Genomic DNA, 13,213 nt, shown 5'->3' with positions numbered 1-13,213 from the left:
ACAAAGGGGGAAATCTTAGGATGGGATATAACATAGCTGTAGCAGGAAAAGGTGGAACTGGTAAGACTAGTCTTACAGGGCTTTTAATTAATAATTTAGTAAGTAATAAAAAGGGTCCTATATTAGTTGTTGATGCAGATGCTAATGCTAACATAAATGAAGTATTAGGAATTGAAATTGAATCAACTATAGGGGCTATAAGAGAAGAAGTAAGTAATAGAGAAAAACAAGGGAATTCATTTCCAGGAGGTATGACTAAAGCTCAATATTTACAATATAGATTAAATACTTGTCTAGCAGAAGGCGAAGGATATGACTTAATGGTAATGGGAAGATCTGAAGGAGAAGGTTGTTATTGTTATGTTAATGGTATATTAAGAGAGCAGACAGATAAACTATCAGATGCTTATGAATATTTAGTTATAGACAACGAAGCTGGAATGGAGCATTTAAGTAGAAAAACTACTAAGCATATAGATAAACTATTATTAGTTAGTGATTGCTCAAGACGAAGTGTACAAGCTGTAGCGAGAATAAGAGATTTAGCTAGAGAACTTAAGTTAAGTGTAGGAGAAATATACTTAATAGTAAACAAAGTACCAAATGGAGAGTTAAATAAAGGTATAAAAGAAGAAATAGAGAAGCATAATCTGAGTCTTATAGGTGTAGTACCTATGGATGAGATGATATATGAATATGATTCTTCAGGGGTACCATTAGTAGAACTACCTGAAGATTCAAAAGCTAAGATTGCAATAAGCGATATAATAGCTAAATTAGAATTAAATTAGGCTTAAGGGGGAAAAAACTATGGCATTTAAAATGTCTGTTCAAAAATATTCTGGTAAGATATCAGAAGTAGAAATAGGAACAGGAGAAAAAGCAATAAAAATAGGTGGGGAAAATACTTTACCATTTTATAACTTTGATGGAGTAGCTGGAAATACTCAAAAAGTAGGAATAGAAATAAGCGATGTTTATCCAGAAGGATGGACTGATTCATTTAAAGAAATGTATAAAGAGGTTGCTGATTGTCCAGTTAAGTGGGCTAAGTATGTAGAAGCAAATACAAAAGCAGACTTTATATGTCTAAAACTTGTAAGTGCAGATCCAAATGGATTAGATAAAACTCCAGAAGAATGTGCACAAGTTGCTAAGGAAGTTGCACAAGCTGTTAGCTTACCATTAGTAATAGCTGGTTGTGGAAATCATGAAAAAGATGGAAAATTATTTGAAAAAGTAGCTCAAACTATAGATGGATACAATAGTTTATTCTTATCAGCTACAGAAGATAACTATAAAGCAGTAGGAGCAGCAGCAACTATGGCTTATAGCCACAAAGTATCAGCTGAATCTTCTGTTGATATAAACTTAGCTAAACAATTAAACGTTTTATTAACTCAATTAGGAGTAAAATCTGAAAATGTAGTTATGAATGTTGGTTCTTCAGCGGTTGGTTATGGATATGAGTATGTTGCATCGACTATGGATAGAATTAGATTAGCTGCATTTGGTCAAAATGATAAAACATTACAAATGCCTATAATAACTCCTGTTTCATTTGAAAGTTGGAATGTTAAGGAATCTATAGCAAGCGAGGAAGATGAACCAGCTTGGGGATGTATTGAAAAAAGAGGTATCGCAATGGAAATATCAACTGCAGTAAGTTCATTAGTTGGTGGATCAAATGCAGTAATACTTCGTCATCCAGAATCAATAGAAACTGTAAAAGAACTAGTTAGCGCATTAGCTTAATTAAATTGTAGGGTTAGGGGGAAAAAATCATGGCATTAAAAGCTTTAGATATATTTAAATTAACACCAAAGAAAAACTGTAAGGATTGTGGATTCCCAACTTGTATGGCTTTTTGTATGAAAGTTGCTTCAGGAGCTGTAGAAGTAAGTAAGTGTCCACATATGTCTGATGAATCATTAGCAAAATTATCAGAGGCAACTGCACCATTAATGAGAGGTATAAAAATTGGAGCAGAAAATTCTGAATATGAATTAGGGGCAGAAACTGTATTATTCAGACATGAAAAAACTTTAATAAATAGAAATAGATATGCTGTAGCATTTTGTGAATGCATGACTAATGAAGAAATAGATGCTAAATTAGCTAACATAAAAGCTGTTAATTATGTAAGAATAGGCGAAGAAATGAAAGCTGAAATGGCTCTTATAGAGTACTTCGAAAATAAAGAAGGATTTTTAAATGTAGTAAATAGAGTTAAAGATAGTAATTTAGACTTAGCTTACATATTAGTATGTGAAGATGCAGCTATAGCTAAAGAAGCTGTTGAAATATTAAAAGATAAAAAACCAGTAGTATACGGTGCTACTAAAGAAAACTACAAAGAAATGATAGAAGTAGTTAAAGCAGATAAATTAGCTCTAGGAGTTAAAGCATCTAGCTTAGAAGAATTATATGCTACAGTTGAATTAATTCAAGCTGCAGGATATAGAGAGTTAATATTAGATGTAACTGGAGAAAATATAAAAGATACATTTACAAATGCTGTTCAAGTTAGAAGAATAGCTTTAAAAGAACAAGACAGAACATTTGGATACCCATCAATAGTATTTGCAAACAAATTAGCACAAGACAATGCAAATATGGAAGTTGCATTATCATCAGTATTTACAGTTAAATACGGTTCTATAATAGTTATAGATGATATAGATTATGCAAAAGCTTTACCATTATTCGCATTAAGACAAAATATATACACTGATCCACAAAAACCAATGAGAGTTGAACCAAAAATATATCCAATAAATAACCCAGATGAAAATTCACCAGTAATAGTTACTGTTGACTTTGCATTAACTTACTTCATAGTATCAGGAGATGTAGAAAGATCTAAAGTACCAGTATGGTTAGCAATACCAGATGCTGGAGGATACTCAGTTCTTACAGCTTGGTCTGCAGGTAAGTTTGGAGGAAGTTCAATAGCTAACTTTATAAAAGAATCAAATGTTGGTGAAATGACTAAGAATAGAGATTTAATCATACCAGGTAAAGTTGCAGTTCTTAAAGGCGATATAGAAGATTGCTTACCAGGATGGAATGTAGTAATAGGTACAGAAGAATCAATGGAAATACCTAAGTTCTTAAGAGAATACAAAGCAAAGAAAGATGAAGCTTTAGCAAACGCTTAGAGAATAAAATACATATACTATACAAAATCCAAGGGGGATAATTATAATGGAAAAATTTATGATTATAGGTGAAAGAATACACTGTATATCACCAGTAATAAGGAAAGCATTAGCTGAGAGAGATCCACAACCAATATTAAAAAGAGCGCAAGAACAATTAGAAGCTGGAGCTCATTATATAGATTTTAATATAGGACCTGCAGAGAGAGATGGAGAAGAGTTAATGGCTTGGGGAGTTCAATTACTTCAAAAGGAATTTAACAATGTTCCATTAGCATTAGATACTGCTAATAGAAAAGCTATAGAAGCTGGTCTTAAAGTATATGATAGAACTCATGCAAAACCAATAATAAACTCTGCAGATGCAGGTGGAAGAATAGATTTAATAGATTTAGCAGGGGAATATGAAGCTAGAGTTATAGCTTTATGTGCTAAAGAAGGTATACCAAGAGATAACGATGAGCGTATGGCTTACTGTCAAGAAATGTTAGAAAGAGGTTTAACAGCAGGATTAGAACCAGAAGATATGTTATTTGACCCATTATGCTTAGTTATAAAAGGAATGCAAGATAAGCAAATAGAAGTATTAGAAGCTATAAGAATGATGACTGAAATGGGATTATTAACTACAGGTGGATTATCTAACGTATCTAACGGATGTCCTAAACATGTAAGACCAATACTTGATAATGCATGGCTTGCTATGGCTATGGCAAATGGATTTAGCTCAGCTATAATAAATCCATGTGATGCAGAATTAATGAAAACTATAAAGTCTTGTGACATAATAAATGGAGCTTCTTTATACGCAGATTCTTATTTAGAATTAAATGAAGGTGCATTTGCATTTAACGGATAATAGATAAAAAATATTTTAAAGTACAGATTAGGAAACTATGCTTAGTAAGCTTAAAGCAATATATAGTTTCCTAATGTATTACACAAAATAGATAAGAAGCTTAAAAGGGGGAATTAGAGTGAATTTATATAATACAATATTTAATGGTTCAGAACAAGCTTTAGCAGCAGCTAAAGGAATGTTAGCAGAATCTATAGAAAAACATGGAAGAGATCATAAGGTGGCATTCCCTGATACTGCATATTCATTACCATGCATATATGCAGCAACAGGACAAAAGATGAATACTTTAGCTGATTTAGAAGCAGCTCTTTCAATAGTTGAGAGTTTAATAAATAGAACTCATTTATTAGAACATGCACTAAATTCAGGTCTTGCTACAGCTCTTGCAGCTGAAGTAATAGAAGCTTTAAAATATGTGGATGCAGAAGCTCCATATAGTGAGCCTTGTGCAGGTCATATAACTGACCCTATAATAAGATCACTAGGGGTGCCTTTAGTTACTGGAGATATACCTGGAGTTGCAGTTGTACTTGGAGAGTGTCCAGATGCTGAAACTGCAGCTAACGTTATAAAAGACTACCAATCTAAAGGTTTATTAACTTTCTTAGTTGGAAAAGTAATAGACCAAGCTATAGAAGCTGGAGTTAAGATGGGTCTTGAATTAAGAGTTATACCATTAGGATACGAGGTAACTTCTGTTATACACGTAGTATCTGTTGCAATAAGAGCAGCTTTAATATTTGGAGGATTAACTCCAGGTGATTTAGCTGGATTATTAGACTATACTGCTAAGAGAGTTCCTGCATTTGTTAATGCATTTGGACCATTAAGTGAACTAATTGTATCTTGTGGTGCTGGAGCAATAGCTTTAGGATTCCCAGTTATAACTGATCAAACAGTACTTGAAGTTCCAATGAACTTATTAACTCAAAAGGATTATAGTAAGTTTGTAGCTACTTCTCTAGAAGCTAGAGGAATAAAAATAAAAGTTACTGAAATTCCAATACCAGTATCATTTGCAGCTGCATTTGAAGGTGAGAGAATAAGAAAGAATGACATGTTCGCTGAGTTTGGTGGAAATAAAACTGAAGCTTGGGAATTAGTTGTTAAAAAAGAATTAAGTGAAGTTGAAGACCATAAAATAGATATAATAGGACCAAATATAGATGAAGTAGAAGCTGATGGAGTAGTAAGATTACCATTAGCTGTAATAGTTAAGATAGCTGGTAAAGCTATGGAAGATGATTTTGAACCAGTTCTTGAAAGACGTTTCCATTACTTTATGAACTACATAGAAGGTATAATGCATGTTGGTCAAAGAGATATGTCTTGGGTAAGAATATCTAAAGATGCTTATGAAAAAGGATTCAGATTAGAGCATATTGGAGAAGTTTTATATGCTAAGATGAAAGATGAATTCGAATCTGTTGTTGATAAATGTGAAATAACTATAATAACTGATGCTGCTAAAGTATCAGAATTAAAAGGTGAAGCATTAGCTAGATATGAAGCTAGAGATGAAAGATTAGCTTCATTAGTAGATGAAAGTGTTGATACATTCTATTCTTGTAACTTATGTCAATCATTTGCACCAGCACACGTTTGTGTTGTTACTCCTGAAAGACTTGGACTTTGTGGAGCTGTTAGTTGGTTAGATGCTAAAGCTACTAAAGAATTAGATCCAACAGGACCATGCCAACCAATAGTTAAAGGTGAATGTTTAGATGATAGAAACGGTATATGGGCATCTGTAAATGAAACAGTAAGTGAAATATCTCAAGGTGCTGTTGAAAATGTTACATTATACTCAATACTTGAAGATCCTATGACTTCTTGTGGATGTTTCGAGTGTATATGCGGTATAATGCCAGAGGCTAATGGATTTGTTATAGTAAACAGAGAATTCTCAGGAATAACTCCAGTTGGTATGACATTTGGTGAGCTTGCTTCTATGACTGGTGGAGGAGTTCAAACTCCAGGATTCATGGGTCACGGAAGACACTTCATATCTTCTAAAAAGTTTGCTTATGCAGAAGGTGGACCAGAGAGAATAGTTTGGATGCCAAAAGAATTAAAAGAATATGTAGCTGAAAAATTAAATGCTAGTGTTAAAGAGTTAACTGGTATAGAGAACTTTACAGATATGATATGTGATGAAACTATAGCTAATGATTCTGAAGGCGTATTAGCTTTCTTAGAAGAAAAGGGTCATCCAGCATTATCTATGGATTGTGTAATGTAATTTAGGATACTAGGGGGATAAAACAATGAAGGTTATACCAAGCTTAAAATATTCAGATAAACATACTTGGGTAAAAGTTGAAGGTGAATTTGCTTATATAGGAATAACTGATTTTGCTCAAGATCAATTAGGGGAAGTATTATTTGTTGAAATGCCAGAAGTTGAAGATGAATTAACTACAGGAGAAGAGTTCGGAGTAGTTGAATCTTCAAAAGTTGCATCTGACCTAATCGCTCCTATATCTGGAGAAGTTGTTGAAATAAATGAAAAATTAGATGATGAGCCAGAATATATAAATGAAGATGCATATGATGCATGGATAGTAAAAATTAAATTATCAGATGCTGATGAAGTTGAAAGTTTATTAAACTCTGATACTTATGAAGCTGGATTAGAATAATAAAAATAAAGAACATAGTAGATTTGAGTGCACGCAAATCTACTATGTTTTTTTATGCATAAAAATTAATAATCTTATAAATTTAATATATAAAAATATAGTCAATAATACTGTAAATTTTAATACTTATAAGTTAATTTATGTTAAAATTATAGTATCAAATATATTGGGGGGATAGATATGATTAAGGTTAATTTTAAATCGCATAATAAGGAAATTTACTGCAATAAAGGGGATAATTTATTAGAAATTGCAAGAAATTCAAATATATTTATAGACGCTCCATGCAATGGAAGTGTGTCTTGTGGGAAGTGTAAAGTAAAATTATTAAAAGGAAATGTAGATAGTGAAAAAACTCTACATATAAAGGATGACGAGTGGGAACAAGGGTACATATTAGCATGTAACACTACTGTTATAGAAGATATAGAGATAGAAGTTCCATCTAAGTTATCATCGTCTATGCATGGTATGAAAATTGAAGGTAGTGACAAGAAAAAGGACAAACAAATTTTTGATAGAGCAAAGAATATAATAGAAACTCACAACCTAGATTTTAAAACAAACATAGTAAAAACTTATATAGAAATCGAAGAACCTACATTAGATGATAATTTAAGTGATGTAGATAGATTAGAGAGGCATGTAAGAAATAACTTAGGGTTTAATGAAATAGATTTCAAATTAGAATTACTAAGAAAAATGCCTGTTATACTTAGAGAAAACGATTTTAAGGTGACTATAACATACGTAAAAAAGAAAAATAAAATAACTATATTAAATATAGAATCAGGAAATAGCGAAGATAAACTTTATGGAGTTGCAATAGATATAGGAACAACTTCGGTCGTAGTTTGTTTAGTAGATTTATATACAAAAGAAGTTATAGACAAAGCATCATCAGGGAATGCTCAAATAAAATACGGAGCAGATGTAATACATAGAATAATATATTCAACAAAGAAAGATGGATTAACTAAATTAAATCAAGCAGTTATAGACGATACAATAAATCCGTTACTAGAGTCTCTTTACGTAAGAAACGATATAAATAAGGACAATGTAGTAACTCTTGTAGTAGCAGGTAACACAACAATGTCTAGTTTATTTTTAGGAGTATATACAGATTATTTAAGACAAGAACCATTTATACCACCGTTTTTAAAATCACCAAAGATAATGGGACAAGATATTGGGCTTAATGTTAATGATAGTGCATACGTATATCTTGCTCCTTCGGTAGCGAGCTATGTAGGTGGAGACATTACGGCAGGTGTTTTATCAGCAGGAATTTGGGCTAGTGAAGAAAATATTTTATTTATAGACTTAGGAACTAATGGTGAAATAGTATTTGGTAACAAAGATTATATGATGAGTTGTGCTTGTTCAGCAGGACCTGCTTTTGAAGGTGGAGGAATAAGCTGCGGAATGAGAGCATCAAATGGTGCTATAGAAAAAGTAAGCATAGATAAAGCTAATTTAAATCCAAATCTTACGATAATAGGAGAATGTGAACCTATAGGAATATGTGGGTCTGGAATAATTGATTTAATATGCCAAATGTTGCTTACAGGGATAATAGATAGAAGAGGGAAAATATATAGAGACTTAGATAATAAAAGAATAAGATTTAATGAACATGATATAGGAGAATATGTACTAGCTTTTAAAGAAGACTATAATTTAGAAAATGATATAACTGTAAATGAAGTAGATATAGATAACTTTATAAGAACAAAGGGAGCAATATATTCAGGCGCTTCTACTCTTATAGAAAGCTTAGGAATGGATTTTAGTGTTATAGATAAGGTTTATATTGCAGGTGGGATAGGAAATAACTTAAACATTGAGAATTCAATTTTAATAGGATTACTTCCAGATATAGAAAGAGAAAAATTTGCTTATATAGGAAACAGTTCATTAGTTGGTTCTTATCTTGCACTTATAAGTAAAGATGCAAAGAAAAAACTTCAACAAATAGGAAATGAAATGACATATGTTGAACTAAGTGTTTATCCAACATATATGGATGAATTTATATCAGCATGTTTCTTACCACATACGAATATAGAACAATTCCCAACAGTTAAAAAATTATTGGAGGACTAAACTATGAATATTACGCCTAAAATGGAAAAAGCTATGAAAATCAAAAATACTAACTTCGGGAATGAAATACAATTTTCTTACCCAAATGAGACATTAGCTATAAGTACTACAGGTGATAATTGTAATTTAAGTTGTGCTCATTGCAATGGACATTACCTAAAGAATATGACTCCTATAAATGATTATAAATCTAAAATAAAAACAAAAAATATAAGTAGTTTTTTATTAAGTGGAGGATGTAGCTTTGAAGGGGACGTTCCAATAAATAGAAATATAGAAACTATAAAAAAACTAAAAGAAGAGGGCTACAAATTAAATGCTCATTTAGGTCTTATGGATAAAAAAAGTATTGAAGACGTGTGTAAATACATAGATATAGTATCCTTTGATTTAGTTTTTGATAAAGAAACAATAAAAGAAGTATATAAGATAGATAAAAATAAAGAGGATTATATAAAAGTATATGAAACAATAAGAGAAGTTACAGAAGTTGCTCCTCATATATGTATAGGCTTAAAAGGTGGTCAAATAAAAGGAGAATATGATATTATAAATTATTTATCACAAAGCCGTCCTAAAAAAGTAACATTTATAGTTTTGATACCAACAAAAAATACTGAATATGAAAATGTAAGCCCACCAGATTTAGAAAAAGTATGTGATGTACTTTGTGAAGCTAGAATAAACTTGCCTAATACGGAAATTAATTTAGGTTGTATGAGACCTAGGGGAAAATATAGAAAAGAATTAGATGAACTAGCTATAATGTGTGGTGTTAACAAAATAGTATTACCATCAAATAATGCAAAAGCTAAAGCAATAGATATGAATATGACTATAGAAGAGACTAAGGAGTGTTGTGTATTATGATTAGATTATCTTTGGGGACTGCAATAGAGCTTGGATTATTAAACAAAAAAAGTGATATACCTCCTACAACTGCATACATAATGATAGGGAATAAGTGTAGCAATAAATGTGCATTTTGCTCTCAATCAACAGAAAGTAGTACTAGAAAAGATAAACTTTCTAGAGTAATCTGGCCAGAGTATTCTAAGGAAGAGATTCTTAGTGCATTTGAAAATTATAAAGGAAACAATATAAAGAGGATGTGTATTCAATCTATGGCAAGTGAAGATGCACATGAAACCGTAGCTGAATTTATAGAGTATATGAAAGATAAAATAAATATGCCAATATCTTTATCTGCTAAACTTGAGAAAAAAGAAGATATTGAAAAATTCTTCTCATATGGAGTAGATAAAATAGGTATAGCCATAGATGCTGCAAACAAAGCGCTATATGAAACTATAAAGGGCAATAACTATGAAGAAAAATTAGAGTTTGTAACTAACATGGCTAAAGAATATGAGGGCAAAATTAGTACTCATATAATAGTGGGGTTAGGTGAAACTCATAAGGATATATATGATTTATATACATATTTAAAATTAAACAATGTAACTATAAGTTTATTTGCATTTACTCCAGTAAAAGGAACTAAAATGGAAAAAATTAATCAGCCACATATAGAAAGTTATAGAAGAGTACAGCTTATGACGTACATGATTAACAATGGATATGAAAAAGAAAGCTTCACTTTTAAAAATGGTTATATTGATGATATAAAGATTGATGATAAAATAAAAAAAGATATAGAAAATGGATATCCATTTGAAATAAGAGGCTGCAAAAATTGTAATAGACCGTATTATAATGAAAGACCTGGGAGTACAATTTATAATTACTCAAGGGCTTTAAATGAAGATGAAAAATTACTTGCTATAAAGGAAATAAATCTAGGGGGATAGTATTATGGATAAGTGGAGAGTTATAAAAAGTAAATCATACAATGGTGCAATGAATATGGCGATTGATGAAGCTATAATGATTGCGCATAAAGAAGGCAAAGTAAAGCCTACACTTCGATTTTATACTTGGGATCCAGCTTGCATAACTATAGGATATTTCCAAAAGCTTGAAGAAGAAATAGACTTAGATAAATGTAGTGAACTTAATGTAGATTGTGTAAGAAGAATTACAGGTGGAAGAGCGGTACTCCATGAGGATGAACTTACATATAGCATAATTGTTGGCGAAGATAATGAATTGATGGATAGCAGTATAACTAAATCATATAAGTTTATAAGTGAAGGATTGGTAAAGGGATTAAATTTATGTGGAGTATATACTGATGATTTAAACAAAGGGGAGAAAATAAGCAGAGAAAATTTATCAGCAGCTTGCTTTAATGCACATGCATCTTATGAAATATCTATAAATAAAAAGAAAGTAGTAGGAAGCGCTCAAAGTAGAAAAGATGGAATAATATTACAGCATGGTTCTATAATATTAGACTTTGATGTTAATAAGTTATTTGAGCTTATAAAGAGTGAAGATGAAGAAAAAAAACAAAGATTAATAAACTTTACAGCTAAAAAAGCTAGTGGAATAGAAAATGAAATAAATAAAAAAATAGACATAAAAGAGCTAGAAAAAAATATTACAAAAGGTGTGCAATCACATTTTAATATAGAGTTTGTAGAAGAAGATTTAACAAATTATGAATACGAGCTAGCTAAAAAATTATATGAAAGATATAGTAGTGATGAATATAACAAAAAACGATAAAATAATTGACTTTATATAAAATAAAGTGCTATACTCAAACTATAAATAAATAGTAAAATTTTGAAATCATGAAGGTTTCTTTAGTGTATTGAAATACCTGAAGGAGCCTTTTTTGACTATATCTAAAAACGTTTTACTAAATAATATTAAAGGTAAAGTTAATGGAGGGGATTAATATGTGTGAATCAGCAGCTTATATTTTAAAAGAGGATAAATTAGAAAGAGTTATGGAGAATGTAGTAAATGTAGATCCATTTGAAGGAAAAGTTTATTTAACAGATTTACTAGGTGAACAAAAGATAGTAGATGGAAAAATAAAAGAAATAAGATTAATGGATCATAAGATAATAATATCTGAGGCAATCTAATTAATAATAACAAATGACTAAATAATAAATTAGGGGAATAATTATATGATAATCGCAGTAATAGATGCAATGGGTGGAGGAATAGGAGCTCAGATAGTATCTAATCTTAGAGAAGAATTGCCTACATACATAGATATATATGCATTAGGGACAAACTCGATAGCTACAAACTCGATGATGAAAGCCCATGCTAACAAAGGAGCAACAGGTGAAAATGCAATTGTAACATCTGTTAAAAAAGCTAATATAGTTATAGCACCTATGTCTATAGTAATGCCAAATTCTATGATGGGAGAAGTAACTTGTAAAATGAGTGAAGCTGTAGTGGATTGTGAAGCTTTAAAAATACTTTTACCGATTATTCCAGAAAATATCGAAATAGTAGGATTAGAAAATAAACCATTAGCACTTCTTATAAAGGATAGTATAAAAGTAATTAAAAAAGAATTTAATATAAAATAATGGGGGGAAAAAGAATGTTATTTAATAATGATAAAGTAGTATGCCACCATGCAGATGATCATGACCACGAGAACGTGCACGCACATGATCATATTCATCCACACTCTCATGGAGATAGTAGTGAAAGCAAAGATGAAAAGACTTTAAAGATATTATTACTTCATTGGGTAAATCATAACGAAACTCATGAAGAAGGATTTAGAGAATGGGTAGAAAAAGCTAGAGCGATAGGAAAAGAAGAAACAGCTAATAACATAGAAAAGGCTATTGAATATATGAAAAAAGCAAATGAAATGCTAGTAGAAGCTAAAAAAAATATGTAAATTATATTTATAAATAATTAAGAAAAGGATGATTTCAATATTAAAAGGAATCATCCTTTTTAAATATAAAAGATTATATGTGAATTTGTAGCATTATATTTAATAAAAAAGGTAAAAGAAAAAGATGGACAATATATTCATCTTAAAATATATAAAATTATAACTTCATATATATGAATACTATATTTAAAAAATAAATTTATTATCTCGGATTTTGACTGTTTAATAGTTAAAAAGGGTTTTTATACATTTATATGTAACAAATTGATGTACACAAGTATATATATATATTAGATAGACTGTATTCTATCTAATATATATAGGAGGGCAATTATGTATAACAATAGACCTAAGATTGAAATGAGAAGAATAAGTAAATGTGATAGATCAAACAATAAAAATAAAAGAAAACAAGAATTAGAAGAAAGAAAAGCTAAAAGAAGACAAGAGCTAGAAGCGGAACTAGAAGCAAAATTAAAAGCAAAGGCATGTGCAGATGCAGATGCAGACGCAGACGCAGACGCAGACGCAGACGCAGACGCAACAGCAGATGCAGATGCAACATCAGACGCAGACGCAACAGCAGACGCAGACGCAGATGCAACAGCAGACGCAGACGCAGATGCAACAGCAGACGCAGATGCAACAGCAGACG

At 30.9% G+C, this 13,213-nt stretch carries 14 protein-coding genes; all 14 read left to right on the top strand.

Annotated features, from left to right (window positions below):
- The first annotated feature begins 20 nt into the window (after positions 1-20).
- On the top strand, positions 21-791 hold the full coding sequence (locus tag QOZ84_RS13595) for an ATP-binding protein (RefSeq protein WP_284133489.1): 771 nt from the start codon (positions 21-23) through the stop codon (positions 789-791).
- Positions 792-810: 19 nt separating this feature from the next.
- Positions 811-1,755, top strand: coding sequence for an acetyl-CoA decarbonylase/synthase complex subunit delta (acsD, locus tag QOZ84_RS13590; RefSeq protein ID WP_284133488.1), 945 nt, complete (start codon positions 811-813; stop codon positions 1,753-1,755).
- A 29-nt stretch (positions 1,756-1,784) separates the two neighbouring features.
- Positions 1,785-3,161, top strand: coding sequence for an acetyl-CoA decarbonylase/synthase complex subunit gamma (gene acsC, locus QOZ84_RS13585; RefSeq protein ID WP_284133487.1), 1,377 nt, complete (start codon positions 1,785-1,787; stop codon positions 3,159-3,161).
- Positions 3,162-3,207: 46 nt separating this feature from the next.
- Positions 3,208-4,020: a carbon monoxide dehydrogenase/acetyl-CoA synthase methytransferase subunit gene (gene acsE / locus QOZ84_RS13580; protein ID WP_026900128.1), complete on the top strand. Its 813-nt coding sequence runs from the start codon at positions 3,208-3,210 to the stop codon at positions 4,018-4,020.
- A gap of 118 nt (positions 4,021-4,138) precedes the next feature.
- The gene (gene acsB, locus QOZ84_RS13575) at positions 4,139-6,265 is read left to right on the top strand and encodes an acetyl-CoA decarbonylase/synthase complex subunit alpha/beta (protein WP_284133486.1); all 2,127 of its coding nucleotides are present in this window, start codon (positions 4,139-4,141) and stop codon (positions 6,263-6,265) included.
- A 25-nt stretch (positions 6,266-6,290) separates the two neighbouring features.
- Positions 6,291-6,665 carry a glycine cleavage system protein GcvH gene (gene gcvH / locus QOZ84_RS13570; RefSeq protein ID WP_284133485.1) on the top strand — a complete coding sequence of 125 codons (375 nt, stop codon included), beginning with the start codon at positions 6,291-6,293 and terminating at the stop codon, positions 6,663-6,665.
- Positions 6,666-6,845: 180 nt separating this feature from the next.
- Positions 6,846-8,774: a corrinoid activation/regeneration protein AcsV gene (gene acsV, locus QOZ84_RS13565; protein WP_284133484.1), complete on the top strand. Its 1,929-nt coding sequence runs from the start codon at positions 6,846-6,848 to the stop codon at positions 8,772-8,774.
- A gap of 3 nt (positions 8,775-8,777) precedes the next feature.
- Positions 8,778-9,644, top strand: a complete 867-nt coding sequence (locus tag QOZ84_RS13560; protein WP_284133483.1) for a radical SAM protein — start codon at positions 8,778-8,780, stop codon at positions 9,642-9,644.
- A complete protein-coding gene (locus tag QOZ84_RS13555; RefSeq protein ID WP_284133482.1) occupies positions 9,641-10,585 on the top strand; it encodes a radical SAM protein in 945 nt (314 codons plus the stop codon). Before QOZ84_RS13560 ends, QOZ84_RS13555 begins: the two co-directional genes overlap by 4 nt.
- Positions 10,586-10,589: 4 nt before the next feature.
- On the top strand, positions 10,590-11,405 hold the full coding sequence (locus QOZ84_RS13550) for a lipoate--protein ligase family protein (RefSeq protein ID WP_284133481.1): 816 nt from the start codon (positions 10,590-10,592) through the stop codon (positions 11,403-11,405).
- A gap of 176 nt (positions 11,406-11,581) precedes the next feature.
- Entirely contained in the window at positions 11,582-11,773 is a 192-nt protein-coding gene (locus QOZ84_RS13545) for a CooT family nickel-binding protein (protein ID WP_284133480.1), read from the top strand.
- Positions 11,774-11,818: 45 nt separating this feature from the next.
- Positions 11,819-12,235 (top strand): DUF3842 family protein, encoded by a 417-nt coding sequence (locus tag QOZ84_RS13540; RefSeq protein ID WP_284133479.1) that lies wholly within the window; start codon positions 11,819-11,821, stop codon positions 12,233-12,235.
- A gap of 14 nt (positions 12,236-12,249) precedes the next feature.
- Positions 12,250-12,558 carry a DUF8180 domain-containing protein gene (locus QOZ84_RS13535; RefSeq protein ID WP_284133478.1) on the top strand — a complete coding sequence of 103 codons (309 nt, stop codon included), beginning with the start codon at positions 12,250-12,252 and terminating at the stop codon, positions 12,556-12,558.
- 333 nt (positions 12,559-12,891) lie between these two features.
- Positions 12,892-13,213: hypothetical protein (locus QOZ84_RS13530; RefSeq protein ID WP_284133477.1), on the top strand; the 322-nt coding region annotated here is incomplete at its 3' end.

This window comes from Romboutsia sedimentorum (assembly GCF_030131845.1).
In the GTDB taxonomy this organism is placed as follows: domain Bacteria; phylum Bacillota; class Clostridia; order Peptostreptococcales; family Peptostreptococcaceae; genus Romboutsia_D; species Romboutsia_D sedimentorum.
The sequence above is the reverse complement of the archived record's forward strand: the minus strand, read 5'-3'. Positions and strand labels throughout refer to the sequence as shown.